This window comes from Niveispirillum sp. (assembly GCF_052437035.1).
Lineage (GTDB): Bacteria > Pseudomonadota > Alphaproteobacteria > Azospirillales > Azospirillaceae > Niveispirillum.
Window position 1 is genome coordinate 217,155 of record NZ_JBQVOH010000003.1, and the last position, 18,171, is coordinate 235,325.

Sequence of the window (18,171 nt, forward strand, 5' to 3'; positions counted from 1 at the left end):
ACAGGATGCACGGCTGGTTCAGTCGCTGCGCGAGCGCGCCGACGGGGAGGGCAGCGTGCAGGTCCATCTCGATCCCACCATGGAGATCGACGGGGCCAAGGTCTTCGCCGTCTATGGCAAGGGCGGGATCGGCAAATCCACCACCTCCTCCAACCTGGCCGTCGCCTTTTCCAAGCTGGGCAAGCGCGTGCTTCAGATCGGCTGCGATCCCAAGCATGACTCGACCTTCACCCTGACCAAAAGCCTGATCCCCACCGTCATCGACGTGCTGGAGAAGGTGGGGTTCCATTCCGAGGAGTTGCGGCCCGAGGATTACATGGTCCAGGGCTATAACGGCGTGCAATGCATCGAGGCGGGCGGCCCGCCGGCGGGTACCGGCTGCGGCGGTTATGTCGTGGGGCAGACGGTCAAGCTGCTGAAGGAACATCACCTGCTGGACGATACCGACGTCGTGATCTTCGACGTGCTGGGCGATGTCGTCTGCGGTGGCTTCGCCTCTCCGCTGCAGCATGCCGAACGGGCCGTGATCGTGGCGGCCAATGATTTCGACAGCATCTTCGCCATGAACCGCATCGTGGCGGCGATCAAGGCCAAGTCCAAGAATTACGAAGTGCGGCTAGGTGGCGTGATCGCCAACCGGTCACGGGAGACGGACCAGATCGATCGCTACAACGCCGCCATCGGCCTGAAGCGACTGGCCCATATCCCGGACAGCGATCAGGTGCGCCTGAGCCGCCTGAAGAAAAGCACCCTGTTCGAAATGGGTGACAGCCCGGAGATCGTGGCCATTCAGCAGGAATATCTGAAACTGGCCGAAACGCTATGGGCGGGGACGCCGGGGCTGCTGGTGGAGCCGATGAAGGACCGGCAGATCTTTGATTTTCTTGGGTTCGAGTGACAGGGAGCCCGCGATGACGCATGTCGATCACATACGCCGAACCGGAGAGATCGAACATTACTTCGATCGCACCGCACTGGACGCCTGGAAGAAGCTGACCGGTGAACAGCCGGTCAGCGGCATCCGCGCAACTGTCCGGCGGGGCCGGGACACCATGCGCCGGATCTTGATGGGCATGCTGCCGAAGGATCTGACGGGCTGGCGTATTCTGGACGCCGGTTGCGGATCAGGCGTGATGTCGCTGGAACTGATGGATCGCGGTGCCGATGTTCTGGGTATCGACCTGTCGGCACAGATGGTGGAATTCGCCCGTCAGCGCGCGGCGGAGCATCGGTCCGCTGGCGCGCATGTGGGCACGGTGCGGTTCGACAGCGGCGACATGCTGGATGTGCGGCATGGCCGGTTTGATGCCGTGATGGCCATGGATGTGCTGATCCATTATGAGGCCGCGCACGCGACGCGCGTCTTGGAACAACTGGCGGCACGTACCGACCGCAAGATGGTTTTTACGCTGGCGCCGGGTTCGCGCTTCTTGCGCACCATGCTGGCGGCAGGCCGGGCCTTCCCGCGCGGCAACCGTTCTCCTTCTATCTATCCGGTGGATACTGACGATCTTGTCGCCAACCTCGTCGCCGGCTCGGACATGGCGGGGTGGCTGGTGGGGCGGACGGAACGCGTCTCCATCGGTTTCTACAAATCCCAGGCCATGGAGGTCTTCCGGCCATGAGCATGGGCGCCGCCAACCGCAGGATTATCGGGCTCTGGCAAAAGCTGGGGACCCGTTACATGCCGTTCGCGGATGCGGCGTCTACGGAGATGCCGCTTTCGCGCCTGCTGAGGCTGGCCCTGTTCCAGATCTCGGTGGGTTGCGTCATGGTGCTGCTGAACGGCACCTTGAACCGTGTGATGATCGTGGAACTGAGTGTGCCGGTGGAACTGGTGTCTGCGGCCATCGCCATCCCGGTCCTGGCCGCGCCGCTGCGCCTGTTCTTCGGCTACCGGTCTGATGCTCATCGCTCCGTCCTTGGCTGGCGTCGCGTGCCTTATGTCTGGCTGGGCAGCCTATTGCAGTTCGGGGGGCTGGCCATCATGCCGTTCGCCCTGCTGTTGCTGCAATCGCAGACGGTGGGGCCAGAATGGGCGGGTGCGGTTGGCGCCTTCGCTGCCTTCATGCTGACCGGTTTTGGCATGCACATGTCACAGACGGCGGGGCTGGCGCTGGCCAGTGATCTGGTCCCGGCGGACAAGCGTCCGCGCGTGGTGGCCTTGCTGTATGTGATGCTGCTGGTCGGCATGATCGGGGCGTCTGCCTTCTACTCCGTGGCCTTGGTTGATTTCTCCGCCATGCACCTGATCCAGGTGATCCAGGGGACAGCGGTTTTCACCATCGTCCTCAATGTCATCGCCATCTGGAAGCAGGAGGCCCGCAATCCCGCCCGGGTCGCCGAACGCGGTACCCGCGCCGGCTTCTGGGACGCGCTTGCCCAGTATCGCAGCGATGCCGGAACGGTACGTCTGCTGCTGGCCGTTGCGGTCGGGTCGGCCGCCTTCTCCATGCAGGATATCCTGCTGGAACCCTATGGCGGTGAAATACTGGGCATGTCGGTGGGGCGCACGACCCTGCTCACCGGATTCTGGGCGATGGGCACAATGGCGGGTTTCGCCTGGGCCGCCAAAAGCCTGGGCCGGGGCGGGGAGATGTACCGCATCGCCGCACGCGGCCTGCTGATCGGGATCAGCGCCTTTTCGGTGATCATTCTGGCGGAGCCGCTGGAAATTCACGGCCTGTTCTATGTGGGCGCTGCCGGTGTCGGGTTGGGGGGCGGGTTGTTCTCCGTTGGCACTCTGCTGGGGGCCATGGCGGTATCGGCACGGTCGGAAAGCGGCATCGTGGTCGGTGCCTGGGGGGCGGTTCAGTCCACGGCCATGGGCTGCTCCCTTCTGGCGGCGGGTCTGATCAAGAATGGCGTCAACTCGCTGGCGCTTGATGGGCGCCTGGGTGAGGCGATGACGACCCGTGCTGCCGGCTATCTCACTGTCTACAGTTTTGAAATTATACTGCTTTTCGTCTGCCTGGCAGTGATCGGCCCCCTGACGGGCCTGCGCTATCGGGCGGTGGGTTCTGGTGACATGCGTTTGGGCCTGGCGGAGATGCCCGGCTGATCGCCGGCGCAAGCGCCATCAACTGGAGGGACAAAAATGACCGGTTCTCTCGGCGGCAGCCTTGATGTGGCGCAGATGGTGCTTTACGCCTTCTGGCTCTTCTTTGCGGGCCTTATCTGGTATCTGCGGCAGGAGGACCGGCGGGAAGGCTACCCGCTGGAGGAGGATGCGACGGGACGGTACAACAAGAACCCGTTTCTGTTCATTCCCCCGAAAAAGACCTTCGTTCTGCCGCATGGTCAGGGTGCCAGGCAGGTGCCGGACTTTGTGCGCGACACGCGCCCCCTGTCGGCCAAGCGTTTTGCCAAGGCGCCGGGTTCCCCGATCGAGCCGCTGGGTAACCCGCTTCTGGCTGGTGTCGGTCCGGGTTCCTGGGCGGAACGTGCCGAACATCCTGATATGACGGCCCATGGCGATCCGCGCATCGTGCCGCTGCGCCTGGCTGCCGGCTTTGCGATTGCCGAAGGCGAAACCGATCCGCGCGGCCTGTCCGTCGTCGCCTGTGATGGCAAGGTGGCGGGCACCGTTGCCGATGTCTGGGTGGACCGGTCAGAGCATCTGATCCGCTATTACGAAGTGGCCGTCGCCGCCGGTGAAACGGCGCGCAACGTGCTGCTGCCAAACAACTTCGTTGTGATCCAGACGGGTCGCGGTAACCGGCGTCAGCTTTATGTTCACGCCGTCACCGCGGCGCAGTTCGCGGATGTGCCGGCCACGGCGCAGGACGGGATTGTGACCCTGCGTGAGGAAGACAAGATCGCCGCCTATTTCGGCGCCGGTCTTCTGTACGCCGTCAGTGACAGACAGGAGTCGCTGCTGTGAAACAGTTCATTGCCCGCGAACATGAGATTGAGCCGGTCCCCGGCCTGCCGGGGAATCTGCCGGCAGGTGAGGAGATCCTCTGGCAGGGGCGTCCCTCTGCCCGGCTGGTAGCCAAGCATGTGCTCAAAAGCAACTGGATCGGCGGCTATTTCGTCATCCTGGGCCTGTGGGCCGCCGCTGCCGGTATGGCTGACGGCCAGCCGGCGGGCGGCATCCTGTTCTCTGTCGCTGTCCTGATCGGTCTGGCGGCGCTGGCGCTTGGCCTGCTGGAACTGTTCGCCTGGGCGGTGGAGCGGACGACGCTTTACACCGTCACCAGCGAAAGGGTGGTGATGCGGTTCGGTGTCGCCTTGTCGATGACCCTCAACCTGCCCTTCAGCCAGATTGATACGGTGGCCCTGGGCCGTTTGGGCGGTAAGGCGGGAACCATCGCCATGGCCCTGCGCAAGGGCTACCGGTTGTCCTGGATGGTGCAATGGCCGCATGTGCGCGGCTGGCGGTTTGCATCCCCGGAACCCAGTCTGATCTGCTTGGCCGACGCCGAAGCGGTGGCCGCCATCATGACCCTGGCCTATGGGCAGAATGCCAGCGCCCGGTCCGACCATCCGCGTCTGCGGGTGGCCGCCAATTCGGTTGATACCATCCCGCATGCTGTTGATGCGGAATAGGAGGGGATGATGCCATCCGCGCTTAGCCTGGGTTATCTCGACAGCCGGAAGCGGCGGGGGACGAACCGGTTCCCGCGCTGGATATTGCTGTCCACCGCCACGCTTCTGATCTTCGCCACTGCCGCCGTGATGTTCGGTCAGGAAACGGGCATCGGCGTGGTGCGGGAGGAGGCGAGCCGTCCTGTCGCGATCCGCGACATCACCATCACCCGCGCCGCAGGCGACAGGGTGATGGTCACGGACGCCACGACGGGTGTGGTGATCGCTGACTACCCCGTTGATGAGGGCGGGTTCGTCCGTGGCTCCTTGCGGGCCTTTGAACGGATGCGCGATGTGGCGGCGGCACCCAAGGACGCGCCCTACCGTCTGATCCGTTGGGAGTCCGGGCGGGTCAGCCTGTCCGACACCGCGACGGGCGAACGCATCTATCTTGACGCATTTGGCCGGGACAATGCGGCAGCCTTTGCCGCCCTGCTCGGCCTGAAAGGGGGAGCAAAGCCATGAACCCCGTCTTTGCCATGATGCGGCGGCGCGAGACCGTCGACTGCACTGTCGAGATCAACAATACGTTTGAGGCGTTGGGAGCCCATCTGCGCTTCGACAATGGTGTGATTGTCCATCCTGGTGATGAGGTCCTGGTGCATGGCGCGCCGGTGCAGGTGCCCTACGGCCAAAGCCAAAGCTTCCGGCGGCAGGCGACCATCACCCGCGCCGGTGCGCTGGAACGTGCCTGGACGCGGGCGACCGGTGACCTGGACATGCTGGAACTGTGCGAATTCAACTTCACGGAGAGGGCACTGTCATGAGCAACGCACTGAGGGCCGATCTCCACGACCATGAACCCTCGATCGAGGAAAAGCTGGCCGCGGTCAATGACACCACGCGCAGCGCGCTGGTCTCCACCATGCTGGCGCCGCGCTTCTACACCACCGACTTCGACGAGATGGATCGGATCAATGTGGAGCCGGTGCGCGCCGAATGGGACGCCCTGATCGCACAGATGCGCAGCGATCCGAACAGGGGCCATTTCCGCCGCAATGCCGACTGGGACAATATCGACATCAACGATCTTGAACCGGCGCTGCGCGAAGAACTGACCGATTTCCTGGTTTCGTCACTGACGTCGGAATTTTCCGGCTGCGTCCTTTACAAGGAAATGAAGCGCCGGGGGACTAACAAGGAAATCTGTGAGCTATTCGGCTACATGAGCCGGGATGAGTCCCGCCATGCCAGCTTCATCAATGACGCGCTGAAGGATTTCGGCATCGGCGTCAATATGGGCTTCCTGGCCAAGGCCAAGAAGTACACTTACTTCAAACCCAAGTTCATCTATTACGCCACTTATCTGTCGGAAAAGATCGGCTATGCCCGATACATCACCATCTTCCGCCATCTGGAAAAGAACCCGGATCGCCGGTTTCACCCGATTTTCAAATGGTTCAAGGAATGGTGTAACGACGAATTCTCGCATGGTGAGGCGTTCTCCCTGATCATCCGTTCGGATGAACGGCTGATGCAGGGCGTCAACAAGCTGTGGATCAAGTTCTTCCTGCTGGCCGTGTTCGCTACCATGTATGTGCGCGACCATATGCGCCCGGCTTTCCATGCCGCCATGGGCGTGAATATCGATGATTACGACATGCGCGTCTTCCGCCTGACGTCGGAGATTTCGCGCCAATGCTTCCCGCTGGTCCTGGACCTGGACAATCCCGCTCTGTGCGAGGGGTTCCGGCGCATGGAACGGATCAACCAGCGCATGATGGCGGCCAAGCAGCGCGGTGGCGTGGTGGGCGCGGTCGGCAAGGCTTTGTGGGGCGCGGCTGCGGGCGTCAACTTCCTGCGCATGTACATGATCCCGGCAAAGACGAACGCGATCCCCGCGACCTCGCGCCTTCAGCCGGTCTGGTAGGGCGCCATGGAAGTCGCCAACCCGGTCATCGTTGTGCTGATCGCTATCGGGGTCTGGTGGCTGTCGACCGGGCTTGTGCTGGCCATGGTCCATCGGACCGAACGTGGTGGCTGGGGTCCGGTGCAGGTCATGCCGCTGATGACGCTGTTCGGTGTCGCCGGCGTCGGTCTGATGTGGATCGGGGCGCAGGAGAAAACATCCTTCGGGTCCTATGCCGGGTTCTTTGGCGCCCTGCTGGTATGGGCTTGGCATGAGGCGGCGTTTCTGACCGGCGTGCTGATGGGCGGTCGGTCTGGGGAATGCCCGCCGGCCCTGTCTGGGTTCGCGCGGTTCCGCGCGGCGTGGGAGGCGGTCTGCGATCATGAGATCGCCATCCTGATCACGGGGCTGATACTATGGCTGATGCTGTCGGACAGTCCCAACCCGTTCGGTCTGGCGGCATTCGGGTTGCTGTGGGGGATGCGGATTTCCGCAAAGCTGCTGATCTTCTTCGGGGCGCCCAACGCGATCAGCGAATTGATGCCAAGCCGCATCGCGCATCTGAAAAGCTACTTCAAGACCGATCACCTGACGCCGCTTTTCTATCTTCTGATGGGGGGGGCGGTGGCCCTGTTCGTCCTTCTGGTCATCGCGGCCAATGAGGCGACACAGGATCATTCGGTGGTCGGGCACTCACTGCTGGCGACCTTCATGGCGCTGGCCATCCTTGAACATCTGGTTCTCGTCCTTCCCGTTTCCGATACGGCGCTCTGGCGCTGGGCGGTACCGGGTGGGGTTAAACATGGCCGGCCGCCCATCGTCGGGCCGGCAGCCGACAAGCAGCAATAATTCTGGGACACAGGGACGGAAAGGGGATTAAAGATGGACGTTTTCGCTCATATGCAGCAGGCATTGCGCGACTTGAAGACAGCGGGCAATTACCGGGTCTTCGCCGAACTGGAGCGTCAATGCACAGCCTTTCCCAGGGCGACCGTCCACCGGGCCGATGGCGAGACAGGCGAAGTGACCGTGTGGTGCTCCAATGACTATCTCGGCATGGGCCAGCACCCGAAGGTGACCGCCCGGATGACAGAGATCATCGCCAAGTGTGGGGCAGGGGCCGGCGGCACCCGCAACATCTCCGGCACCAACCATTATCATGTACAGCTGGAGAAGGAGCTGGCCGACCTGCATGGCAAGGAAGCGGCCCTGATCTTCACCTCTGGCTATGTCTCCAACTGGGCCGCGCTGGGCACCCTGCTGTCGCGTATTCCGGGGATCATCGTCTATTCGGATGCGCTGAACCATGCCTCCATGATCGAGGGTATCCGCCATTCCGGCTGTGAGCGCCGCGTGTTTCGCCACAATGACTATCGGCATCTGCGGCAGTTGATGGCCGCCGACGATCCCAAGCTGCCGAAAATGGTGGCGTTTGAATCCGTCTATTCCATGGATGGCGATATCTCGCCGATGCGTGAGATTTGTGACGTGGCCGATGAGTTCGGCGCCATCACCTATCTGGACGAGGTCCATGGCGTGGGCATGTACGGGCCGCGTGGCGGTGGTGTTGCCGAACGCGAAGGCCTGATGGACCGGATCACGGTCATCGAAGGTACGCTGGGCAAGGCCTATGGCTGCATGGGCGGCTATATCACGGGCACCGAGGTCTTGGTGGATTTCGTCCGCTCCTTCGCCTCGGGCTTCATCTTCACCACGGCCCTGCCGCCGGCGTTGGCCGCCGGTGCAACGGAAGCGATCCGCCATCTGAAGGACAGCCAGGTCGAGCGTGCCCGCCACCAGGCCGCCGTCGCCAAGGTGCGCCAAGCGCTGGACGCTCGCGGCATCCCGCATATGCATAATCCCAGCCATATCGTGCCGGTGATGGTGGGCAATGCCGCCAAGTGCAAATGGATTTCCGATATCCTGCTGGATCAGTTCGGAATCTATGTGCAGCCCATCAACTATCCCACCGTACCGGTCGGCACCGAACGCCTGCGCATCACGCCGACGCCGCTGCATACCGATGCTGAGATTAAGCATCTGGCCGATGCGCTGTCGTCGCTCTGGTCGCAATGTGCCCTGGCGCGCAAGGTCGCCTGATCACGGGAGGCGGCCATGGGCATGATTGATCGACAAATCGTCATCCCGGCGGTGGCCGCCGACGGATCGCTTTATCCGATTGAAAAGATGCAGGCCCATATCACGGGCCAGCTGCACTTGGCGGTGTCGGTCTTCGTCTTTGACGGGGACCGGCTGCTGCTGCAGAAGCGTGCGCAGGGCAAGTATCATTGCGGTGGCCTCTGGGCCAATACCTGCTGCTCCCACCCGCATTGGCGGGAAACGGTAGAAGATTGCGCCGCCCGCCGTCTGACGGAGGAACTGGGGATCACGCTGCCCCTGCGGCGTCACCAGACCGTCGATTATCAGGCCGATGTCGGCGCCGGCCTGCGCGAACATGAGCGTGTGACGCTGTTCAGCGCATCGGCCGACCGGACCTGTCTGGTCCCATTTCCCGACCCGGAAGAGGTTGAGGCCACCCGCTGGATCAGCTTGGCCAACCTTCGGCGCGAAATCACGCGCGATCCGAACAGCTTCACACCGTGGTTGCGGATCTATCTGGACCGGTTTCCCGACCTGTCCTTCGGCCAAGCGGCCTGATTTTCAAAAACGCAGTTCAATGCGAGCACCGGCAGCCCATCTGCTGGCGTAAAATCGTGTCCGCCTTGTGCCATGCCTGTGAAGATGCCGCACAAAAGAAATCAGGGGAGGCTTTGCGGCCTCCCCTGAAGTTGTCGCCGTCATGGGGGAACGACGGCCCATGACAGGGAAGCTGCGGGACCCGCCCGCAGGCCCTTTAAGGCTGGGTAACGGGCGTGGCGGCGCTGCCACCCAGCACTTCGGTCTTGCCCGGAATATAGGTGCTGAAGTTCGGGACGTCGGTCGAACCCTTGACCGCGACCGCGTCGACATAATCCTTCAGCATGGACACACCATAGAGCGGCTTCTGCACGCCGTTATGGCATGTCGCGCAACCGATCTTCAGGACATCGCCCTCCGGACCCTTACGATTGGCCGGAAATACCGGGGTGAGACTCTGCATATAGTTGACGTTCAGATGACGGGCCATCTTGATGCCGTGCCAGGCGGTTACCCGCTGCGGCGGGCTCTGGTCCCAGTCATTGAAGGCGCGGGTATTGTGGCAGGTTGTGCAGTTTACGCCGAGCGATTCCGACATGTGCACCATCAGCGCCCATGTTTCCTCGGTTTCCTTGGTTCCGGCGGGGTTCATGCCCGTGGGAAGGGCCGTTGTGGAATGGACCCGGATCGGCTTCTCACCCAGCAGATAATCCGACAGGGCGTTCTGCGGCAGGGAAGTCTTGCCGGCATTGACCGCGACGACATTCTGGCCGCTGCGGTTAGAGGTCATGTTGCCCGCCGGCTTGGGGTCCAGGGTGGTGCTCCACACCTGTGCCGGCACACCCTTGCCGCGATGGCACGTGTAACAGGTGACGCCCGTTTCCGCGACATGGGCCTTCCAGTCGACATTGATCGACTGGGTCATCTGGATCATGCGGCGGGCGACGACCTTCTGATAGATCTCGTCCGACGCCATATTGTCCGGGTTATGGCAGTAGTTACAGCCAGCTTCCGGCGCCACCCATTCGGTGATCGACGCCATGAACTGGTTGAACTGGTCGCCCGACAGATTGCCCAGGACCTGGACATTCTGATAAAGGGCAGAGGCCTTGTCACCTGACGGATCAGCTTCCCACGGGGCGGGCGGGGCGACGTTGGCGGCCTTCAGGGCAGCCTCCGTCTCCACGTCGCGGTGGTGATACATGCCGGTTCCGCGGAACCCGAGCTGATCGGTGGCGACAGGCGGTGCATCCCAGCCGGCCCCGACGAAGCTGGCCACGGCCAGCAGGGCGCCGGCGGAGGCGGCGAATGGTAACCAGAGTTTCATGGTCCTCCCTCCCTTATTGCGCCGGATCGACGACGTTGGGCCACATATCGGGCAGCGGTGAGACAAGCCCGTGGTTGACGCCCCACAGGTACCAGTTGTCGACCACGGTGCCGGTCAGCAGGATGCCGATGCCGCCCGTCAGCGGGGTCAGGATGGCGAACCACCAGGCCCAGCGGTGAACGGATTCCATGGTTGCGTTGAAACCCATCGTCCAGCGCCAGAACAAGGCCGCACGTTCCGAGGCGGTGCCCCGGTCGGTGATCTGTTCCAACTCACGCTCGCCGCCATACTTGCCCACCGCAAGGATCGTCGCGCCATGCATGGCGAACAGCAGGACGGATCCGTACAGGAAGACGATGGAGAGGCAGTGGAAGGGGTTGTAGTAGAGATTGCCGTAGCGGATGGAGAAGGCGGCCGTCCAATCCAGGTGCGGGAAGATGCCGAACGGCACGGCCTCGGAGAAGTTGCCCATCAGCAGCGGGCGGATGAAGCCCAGCACCAGGAACAGCCAGATGGCCGCCGCAAAGGCCCAGGCCACATGCGTGCCCATCTCCAGCTGCCGGGCGCGGCGATAGACCCGAACCCACCAGAGCAGGACCGACAGGGTCAGGAAGAAGCCGGCAATCAGCCACCATCCCCCTTCCGCCAGCGGCGGCAGCACCTTCAGACCATATTTGGCCGCCGGCGGTTCCAGGCCCAGCCAGAATAGCTGCCGGACAAACTCAATCGGGTCCCACCCGACTGAGGCCAGCATGTTGAGGCCGATGATCTCAAAGCCGATGAAACCGAAGACCAGCGACAGGGTACCCAGATATCCCAGATAGATCGGCCCGATCTGGGCATTGCCGATCATGCCGAACAGACGCACGAAGAACGGTTTACCGGTTCGCGGACTGTCTCCCCGGGGCAGCGGCATGCCTTCTTCGGCGGGGCCGCTGACTTGGATCGGGGTGATGATGTTCTGATATTGTGCCATCACACTTCCTCCTCAGCGCCAGATCGGAAGTTCAAGCCACCAGCTCCACCACTGGGGCCAGCCCTTGTTCCAGAAGGGCCCACTAATGATGATGCAGACGGCACTCCAGAAGCCGGCGTTCAGCGCCAGGACAAGGCCCAGACGGTGGATACCCAGCGTGCCGATCGAATAGCCGATGATGTCGCGGAAGAAGGTGTCTTCATATTCCGGCGTCTTCACCTCTGCCTGTTTACTCGGCTCGTCGAGCGAGGCGCCGGGATTGGCGGCGGACAGGATCAGACCACCATGCAGCGACAGCGCCAGCGTCGTCGTGAAGAAGAACGACACGGCGATCATGTGTGCAGGATTGTAGTGGAAGTGCAGATACTGGTACCCGACATTCGACACCCAGTCGAGATGACTGAAGATGCCGTATGGGAAGCCGTTCCCCCAGGCGCCCAGCAGCAGCGGGCGGAACACCACCAGCGTTGCATAGGCGAAGATGGCGAAGGAGAAGGCGAACGGCACGTGGTACCCGATCCCCAGCTTTCGGCAGATTTCCACCTCGCGCAATGCCCAGGAGCAGAAGGCCCCCAAGGCGCAGACGGTGATCAATTGCCAAAGCCCCCCTTGTTTCAGCGGCGCAAGCGCCAGCCCATAGGACAAGTCAGGGGGAGCAATGGAAATCTGCCAGATATTCCATGTTGGCCCGATCGCCGCCCCGTACAGGATCAGCGCCGTACCCAAAGCGGCGAAAAAGGCGGTGGTGACGCCGAAGAACCCGACATAGAAGGGCCCGACCCAGAAGTCGAACAGGTCGCCGCCGATCAGCGTTCCACCGCGCACGCGATATTTGCGTTCAAAACTGAGCAGCGCCATGTACGTGCCCTCCGAGAGAGGCCAGCCAGTTGGTCATCCAGTTGGCGATGTCTTTTGGTGAAAGTTGGCGGCGGGCGGGGCCGTCACCGGCCACGCCTGCTGCCGTCTTGAGGTTCTCAGCCGACGCTCGGTTGATCCGCATCCAAGGAGAGCGAATGTTCGATCGCGCTGGTCTTGAGGGGCTTGCCCTCCAGCCAGTTGAACCGTTCAGTGCTCAACAGGACGAAATGGATCAGGATGGCGAGCGTGAACAGAAACACGGACAGTGCGACCAGCGCCTTGCGCGGATCGAACATCAGCCAGATTCTCCACATGTCGCTTTCTCCTTAGCCGATCATCGGCAGCAGTGATTGTGCCGTTTGGCCAATGCCTTCCAGAGAGGCATAACCATTGGGCCCAGGGATCCACGGGCGCCACATCCAGACCAGAACATGCGCGGCGATAGCGATCGCCGTGAAGATCAGGAAGCCTTGGATGAAGAACGAATGGACCTCGCGAGCTTCGCTTTCGGTCAGACCCGAAAGTGAGACGTTTGATGAGTCAGCCATCAAATCCACCTCCTAGTCTCGAATGCCGCGGCGCCCCCGCGGCAGGGTTCCGGCAGTGCCACCAAGGCAGCATTACCGGGTTTTTGACGGTGTCGAGCACACCGGCAAGGAAGCGGTTACACGTTAAACGCGTAACCAATAGCGGCGTGGGCCGACGAACGGGCCTCAGCAAAGATGGACTGCACAGGGCGGGCGGCCCGGCGGTCAAAAATGTGGGTAATCCGGCTGGCCATCGCGGCCACCAGGCAGAGCGGATAGGAGATCAGGAAGACGAGGCGCATTTCCGCGCGCTCCAACTGGCGGCCCCTGGCGCCCCCATGTCCAATGCTGAACATCATTTTGTCCTCCCCGCTGCCATCCCCTGACGGCATCCTCTGATTACTTCTTCAAGCGTGTACCTTCGCCGCCCCGTCGAAATGACGCAGCGTGACTTCCGGCGCACCGTCGCGGCGCGCCTCACGTTCGGCTGCTTCGCGCATGCGCTTGGCAGCTGAAATCCGGACCAGAACAGGTTCCGCAAGGATGCGACGCTCCAAAAGCGCCTGCGCATCCGCCGACCAGGGCATGGCGCCGCTCCGGGTGGTTGTCGGTTCGATGGCATCCAGTTCACCTGCCCGGGGCAGGATTTCGAACAGCATGTCGAACAGGGCGTTGCAGACTTCCTGGATCAACCAGGCTGCACCCGAATAGCCCATGACCGGCGTGCCGATATGGCGGCGGACAATGGCACCGGGATAGGAGAGTTGGATGAACTTGCCCCGCTGCCCACGTTCGCCCATGTACATGCGTTCATTGAAAGAACCGAACATCACCATCGGCGGCTTGCCGGTGATCAGGTCCTGGACCGCATCATTATCGGTCTTCACGCCCGGCTTGCGCTGCACCGCGAAGGCGCAGGGCAGGCCCATTTCCTCTTCCAGGAAATTGCGCACGCCGCGCGTATAGGTCTCACCCGCCACGATGGCGAAGCTGGCCGTGCCAAAGAAATCCTGCGTCACCGACCGCCAGAGATCCCAAAGCGGCTTCAGTGTCGTGTGCTTTTCACGGCGGATGAAGGGCTCCGGGTCCAGGCCCAGCATCTCGCCCAGCTGGCGCAGGAAGGCCGTGGTGGAATGGATACCGATGGGGGCCTGCAAATAGGGGCGATCCAATGTCTCGCATAAAAGGCGCCCGAATTCCCGGTACAGGCAGATATTGGCATCGGCATCGGCCAGCTTGCGCACATCATCGACATGGCTGCCCAGGGGGAAGACCATGTTGATCTCGGCCCCCAACCCTTCGACCAGACGCCGGATTTCGGCCAGGTCGGATGGCATGTTGTAGGTGCCATAGATCGGGCCGATGATATTGACCCGCGGTTTGGCCCCTTCCGGGCGGCGGCGCGGGGCAGGGACCTTGCCGCCCTTGGGCCCGAATTCCGTCCACAGCCATTTCATGGCGCGGTCGGCACTTTGCCACTGATCCTCGTCGATGGTGCGCGGCAGGAACCGGACGATGTTCGATCCTTCCGGCGTCACGCCGCCGCCGATCATCTCCGCGATTGATCCGGTCACCACCACGGCGGGAAGGTTGGGGTCCAGCGCCTGACGCGCCCGCTTCATCGCCCCTTCGGTGCCATGACGGCCCAGCTCATCCTCCGACAGGCCGCTGACGACAATCGGCAACTCATGCGGGGGCAGGGCATCGGTATAGTGCAGGACGGAGGTGACAGGCAGGTTCTCGCAGCCTACGGGGCCGTCGATGATCACCTGCAGCCCCTTGATCGCCGTGAAGGCGTAGACGCTGCCCCAATAGCCGCCGGCTCTGTCATGGTCGAGGATCAGCATCCGACGCTATCTCCATTCTCGACCGCATTGCGCGATTGGTTGACACGGGCACCGTATTTGCGGCGGAACGCGCTGCGGTCCTGGGGGATATCTTCCCAGATGCCGGCGGCATCACCGGTGCCAACCCCTTCGAAGAAGGCGTTCATGGCATCGAAGCGATGCTTGTTGGCAATGGCCGCGTTGATCACCGGTGGCAGTGATCCTGGCCCCGCCGGACCCATCAGGGGACGGGCGGAGATCAGGTTGGTGAAGTAAAGGGCCGGCGTTCCCGCTTCCTTGGCCTTCTGGACCACGGGCGTGGTGCCGATGGCCAAGTCGGGTTTGAACTCGGCAAAGGCCGCAAGATCCTGTTCCAGCGAGGCGCGGAAGCGGACGATCACGCCCTTGGCCTTCAGCCATTCCGCATCTTCGGCATTGTACGGCGTCTTGGGACAGGCCGTGCCGACATAGCGCAGGTCAGCCCCCAGTTCGACCAGCAGCCGCCCGACCAGCAGTTCCGACCCTTCATAGCCTGACAGGGTGATGCGGCCATTGATGCGGTTGGCGGCAAGACCCGCCATGATGGCCGCGCGCATGGTGTTGCGCGTCTGATCGATCCGCGTCTGCGGCACGCCGCAGCGTTGCCCGATGGCTGACAGCCAGGCATCGGTACCGTCAAGCCCGATAGGGGCCGAGCCGACGATGGGCCGTCCGGCGGCTGTGAACTCCCGGAAGGTGGCCGTATAGAAAGGGTGGATGGCCGCGACGGCGGCACAATCCAGCGCGGCATAGAGATCACGCCATTCCCGCACGGGAATGGTCGCCCCAACGGCCAGACCCATCGGGTCCAGCATATTGCCGATCACCACAGGATCGGCGGGGAACATTTCCCCCACCAGCGTTACGGTGGGCTTGTCCTTGAGGCCCGCACGCGGCATCTGCACCGGGCCGGCTTCTGCCTCCTGCCTCGCATAGGCCAGCATGGCGCCCGACAACACATCCTTGGCTTCTGCATGCGTGGGCACGCCAAAGCCGGGGACATCAATGCCGATGATGCGCACCCCGTCAATCTGCTTCGGCAGCATTTTCAGCGGCACGCCGGAGGCTGTGGGCACACAGAGATTGGTGACGATCACGGCATCATATTTGCCGGGATCGGCCATCTGATGCACCGCCTCGACAATATCTTCGTACAGCTTGCCGGTGACCAGCGTCTCCGAACTGAACGGCACATAGCCGACGGAGCGCTTGGCACCGTAGAAGTGCGAGGTGAAGGTGAGGCCATAGACGCAGCAGGCCGACCCCGACAGAATGGTCCCCACCCGCCGCATGCGCAGGCCGACCCGCAGCGACCCGAAGGCCGGGCACATGGATTGCGGCTGATCGTGCGGCCCCTTGGGGTAATCGCGCTCCAGCCGGTCCATCACCTCGTCATTACCGGCCGCACGGGCGGCGGCACGCGACAGTTCGACACCACCATGGCACCCGGCGGCAGTAGCAGAGTGTCCGTCGTCCCCCGAAAGGGCCGTCTCGCCGGCAGCGTCGCGTGTGAAGTCCAAAGGCTGGTCGTCCATCTTGTGTGCCCCTCAGACCCGGTCGTAGATGACTTCGAGCGAGGCGCGTTTCAGCGCACCCGCGGGGCACATATCTTCCGGCGTTGCCGGCTCCAGCTGGAAATTGCCACCCGTCTGGCTGGCATCGAACAGGCCCAGCAGGCCGTCCTGATCCAGTGGGCGTGGCAGCACCGGCGGGGCTTCCGCCAGATTGATGGACAGCGCCTCAAACAGCGGACCCCAGCGGTTATCGGGCGTGCCGATGATCTGGTAGTTGGCGCTTTTGCGGCGGATATCCTCATCTTGCGGGATGGAGGCCAGGACCGGGATGCCGACGGCGTCCGCAAAGGCCTGTGCCTCACCGGTGCCGTCATCCTTGTTAATGACCAGACCGGCCACGCCGACATTTCCGCCCAGATTGCGGAAATACTTCACCGCCGAGCAGACATTGTTGGCCACATACAGCGATTGCAGATCGTTGGAACCGACAACCACCACCTTCTGGCACATGTCGCGGGCAATCGGCAGGCCGAAGCCGCCGCAGACTACATCACCCAGGAAATCCAGCAGGACAAAGTCGAAGTCCCATTCATGGAACCCCAGCTTCTCCAACGTCTCAAACCCATGGATGATGCCGCGACCGCCGCAGCCACGGCCAACTTCCGGCCCGCCCAGTTCCATGGCGAACACGCCATCGCGCTTGAAGCACACGTCGGAGATGGACACTTCCTGGCCCGCATCCTTGCGGCGCGAGGCCGTCTGAATGATGGTGGGGCAGGCACGGCCACCGAACAGCAGCGATGTCGTATCGCTTTTCGGGTCGCACCCGATCAGCAGCACCTTCTTGCCCAACTGTGCCAGCATGTAGGACAGGTTGGCGAGCGTGAAGCTCTTGCCGATGCCGCCCTTGCCATAGATGGCAATAATCTGGGTTTCCTTGGTTACCTTGCCGACATGCGGCGCATCGGGTTCGATGGCCGCCTCTTCACGCAGGCGCCTGCTCATAGTTTTCGGGCTGCTGCGGACGTCCAGATCAAGACTCATGCGGCTTTCCTCCAGTCGATCACCATTTTCAGGCAGCCGAGGTCGTTGAACGCGGTTGAGTAGGCGGATGACGCCTGGGCCGGTGCGGCCCGGTGCGTCAGCAACCCGTCGAGGGACAGGCGCCCGGTTTCCACCAGCGCGATGACGGCGGAAACATCCTCCGGGCGGAATTCCGCCGCGATGGACAGAGTCAGTTCCCGCATGAAGGCCGGCGCGAAGGCATAGCCAACGCGTTCTCCGTAGAAACCGGCCAGAACCAGCTCCGCCGGCTTGCGCAGGCGTGTGATGATCCCGTCGATGGCGGCGGCATCGCCGCTGGCATCAATGGCGGTGCCGTATCGGGCATCGCCGTCATCGCCGGGATCGGTCACTGTGTAACCGGTGGCACCGGGACGGCGCACAGGCGCCTTTTCCCAGACAGTCGGTGCCGCAAAACCAAGGGCCATCACAATGCGGGCGATCAACCGCCCCAGCACGCCATGGCCGACAACCAGATCAACCGGCCCCCGTGCCCGCATCACCGCGTGGTGCGCGGTTGCCGCCAGGGCCAGCAGCACCCCATTCTCTTCCAGGGCCGGGCCAACCCTGAATACCCGTGCACCCGACACGATCAGTTGCGATGCATTGGCCCCAAACAGGCCCGCCGCATCGGCATAGCAACTGGCACCCGGTACAAACACCATCTCGCCAACCTGATGCCCGGACAAAGGTCCGGCCTGAACCACGCGGCCGACGGTCTCGTACCCAGGGACCAAGGGATAGGCCATGCCGGGAAAACGCGGCATGGTCCCCTGGAAAAGCATCTTCTCCGTTCCTGTGGAAACGCCGCTGGCAACCGTCTCGACCACGACATCGGCGGGGCCGGGAACGTGGAGATCCAGCCGCCGAACGGCAACTTCTCCCGGTTTCTCGAACACGATGGCCGACGCGTACATCTTGTCGCCTCCCCAAGGCATAGCTTCTGATTACGCAAGTGTCATATTA

21 protein-coding genes are annotated in these 18,171 nt (G+C 62.7%); 11 read left to right on the top strand and 10 right to left on the bottom strand.

All coding sequences use genetic code 11. The features are described 5' to 3' along the window. The first annotated feature begins 79 nt into the window (after positions 1–79). Genes bchL through idi form a run of 11 tightly spaced genes read left to right on the top strand, consistent with a single transcriptional unit; the run spans position 80 to position 9,097 of the window. A complete protein-coding gene (gene bchL / locus ACT6Q8_RS10225) occupies positions 80–898 on the top strand; it encodes a ferredoxin:protochlorophyllide reductase (ATP-dependent) iron-sulfur ATP-binding protein (RefSeq protein ID WP_444732431.1) in 819 nt (272 codons plus the stop codon). Positions 899–911: 13 nt separating this feature from the next. Then, complete coding sequence (gene bchM / locus ACT6Q8_RS10230) at positions 912–1,625, top strand: magnesium protoporphyrin IX methyltransferase (RefSeq protein WP_444732299.1); 714 nt, start codon at positions 912–914, stop codon at positions 1,623–1,625. Then, complete coding sequence (locus ACT6Q8_RS10235) at positions 1,622–3,061, top strand: BCD family MFS transporter (protein ID WP_444732298.1); 1,440 nt, start codon at positions 1,622–1,624, stop codon at positions 3,059–3,061. Before bchM ends, ACT6Q8_RS10235 begins: the two co-directional genes overlap by 4 nt. Before the next feature lie 36 nt (positions 3,062–3,097). Further along, a complete protein-coding gene (puhA, locus tag ACT6Q8_RS10240; RefSeq protein WP_444732297.1) occupies positions 3,098–3,883 on the top strand; it encodes a photosynthetic reaction center subunit H in 786 nt (261 codons plus the stop codon). Further along, a complete protein-coding gene (puhB, locus tag ACT6Q8_RS10245) occupies positions 3,880–4,551 on the top strand; it encodes a photosynthetic complex putative assembly protein PuhB (protein WP_054166371.1) in 672 nt (223 codons plus the stop codon). The genes puhA and puhB overlap by 4 nt, the downstream gene beginning before the upstream one ends. 9 nt (positions 4,552–4,560) lie before the next feature. Continuing rightward, positions 4,561–5,055 (top strand): photosynthetic complex assembly protein PuhC, encoded by a 495-nt coding sequence (gene puhC, locus ACT6Q8_RS10250; RefSeq protein ID WP_444732296.1) that lies wholly within the window; start codon positions 4,561–4,563, stop codon positions 5,053–5,055. Continuing rightward, positions 5,052–5,357, top strand: coding sequence for a hypothetical protein (locus tag ACT6Q8_RS10255; protein WP_082372002.1), 306 nt, complete (start codon positions 5,052–5,054; stop codon positions 5,355–5,357). The genes puhC and ACT6Q8_RS10255 overlap by 4 nt, the downstream gene beginning before the upstream one ends. Beyond that, positions 5,354–6,460 (top strand): magnesium-protoporphyrin IX monomethyl ester (oxidative) cyclase, encoded by a 1,107-nt coding sequence (gene acsF, locus ACT6Q8_RS10260; protein WP_082372003.1) that lies wholly within the window; start codon positions 5,354–5,356, stop codon positions 6,458–6,460. The genes ACT6Q8_RS10255 and acsF overlap by 4 nt, the downstream gene beginning before the upstream one ends. A 6-nt stretch (positions 6,461–6,466) precedes the next feature. Further along, a complete protein-coding gene (gene puhE, locus ACT6Q8_RS10265; RefSeq protein ID WP_054166372.1) occupies positions 6,467–7,288 on the top strand; it encodes a putative photosynthetic complex assembly protein PuhE in 822 nt (273 codons plus the stop codon). Positions 7,289–7,321: 33 nt separating this feature from the next. After that, positions 7,322–8,539 (top strand): 5-aminolevulinate synthase, encoded by a 1,218-nt coding sequence (hemA, locus tag ACT6Q8_RS10270; protein ID WP_054166373.1) that lies wholly within the window; start codon positions 7,322–7,324, stop codon positions 8,537–8,539. A gap of 21 nt (positions 8,540–8,560) precedes the next feature. After that, positions 8,561–9,097 carry an isopentenyl-diphosphate delta-isomerase gene (gene idi / locus ACT6Q8_RS10275; RefSeq protein ID WP_054166591.1) on the top strand — a complete coding sequence of 179 codons (537 nt, stop codon included), beginning with the start codon at positions 8,561–8,563 and terminating at the stop codon, positions 9,095–9,097. A 196-nt stretch (positions 9,098–9,293) separates the two neighbouring features. Here idi and pufC read toward each other — a convergent pair whose 3' ends face one another. From pufC to bchC, 10 genes are all read right to left on the bottom strand, one after another. Continuing rightward, the gene (gene pufC, locus ACT6Q8_RS10280) at positions 9,294–10,403 is read right to left on the bottom strand and encodes a photosynthetic reaction center cytochrome PufC (protein ID WP_054166374.1); all 1,110 of its coding nucleotides are present in this window, start codon (positions 10,401–10,403) and stop codon (positions 9,294–9,296) included. Positions 10,404–10,416: 13 nt separating this feature from the next. Next, on the bottom strand, positions 10,417–11,379 hold the full coding sequence (gene pufM / locus ACT6Q8_RS10285) for a photosynthetic reaction center subunit M (RefSeq protein ID WP_054166375.1): 963 nt from the start codon (positions 11,377–11,379) through the stop codon (positions 10,417–10,419). A 12-nt stretch (positions 11,380–11,391) separates the two neighbouring features. After that, positions 11,392–12,237: a photosynthetic reaction center subunit L gene (gene pufL, locus ACT6Q8_RS10290; RefSeq protein ID WP_444732295.1), complete on the bottom strand. Its 846-nt coding sequence runs from the start codon at positions 12,235–12,237 to the stop codon at positions 11,392–11,394. A gap of 116 nt (positions 12,238–12,353) precedes the next feature. Then, positions 12,354–12,551, bottom strand: coding sequence for a light-harvesting antenna LH1, alpha subunit (gene pufA / locus ACT6Q8_RS10295; protein ID WP_054166377.1), 198 nt, complete (start codon positions 12,549–12,551; stop codon positions 12,354–12,356). Between the two features lie 12 nt (positions 12,552–12,563). Then, entirely contained in the window at positions 12,564–12,785 is a 222-nt protein-coding gene (pufB, locus tag ACT6Q8_RS10300; protein WP_054166378.1) for a light-harvesting antenna LH1, beta subunit, read from the bottom strand. Positions 12,786–12,901: 116 nt separating this feature from the next. Then, complete coding sequence (locus tag ACT6Q8_RS10305; RefSeq protein ID WP_156344425.1) at positions 12,902–13,123, bottom strand: hypothetical protein; 222 nt, start codon at positions 13,121–13,123, stop codon at positions 12,902–12,904. A gap of 48 nt (positions 13,124–13,171) precedes the next feature. Next, complete coding sequence (gene bchZ, locus ACT6Q8_RS10310; RefSeq protein ID WP_444732294.1) at positions 13,172–14,611, bottom strand: chlorophyllide a reductase subunit Z; 1,440 nt, start codon at positions 14,609–14,611, stop codon at positions 13,172–13,174. After that, complete coding sequence (gene bchY, locus ACT6Q8_RS10315; RefSeq protein WP_054166381.1) at positions 14,605–16,164, bottom strand: chlorophyllide a reductase subunit Y; 1,560 nt, start codon at positions 16,162–16,164, stop codon at positions 14,605–14,607. The genes bchZ and bchY overlap by 7 nt, the downstream gene beginning before the upstream one ends. Positions 16,165–16,176: 12 nt before the next feature. Beyond that, positions 16,177–17,148: a chlorophyllide a reductase iron protein subunit X gene (locus ACT6Q8_RS10320; RefSeq protein ID WP_054166382.1), complete on the bottom strand. Its 972-nt coding sequence runs from the start codon at positions 17,146–17,148 to the stop codon at positions 16,177–16,179. 35 nt (positions 17,149–17,183) lie between these two features. After that, positions 17,184–18,122, bottom strand: a complete 939-nt coding sequence (gene bchC / locus ACT6Q8_RS10325) for a chlorophyll synthesis pathway protein BchC (RefSeq protein WP_054166383.1) — start codon at positions 18,120–18,122, stop codon at positions 17,184–17,186. Positions 18,123–18,171 lie beyond the last annotated feature (49 nt).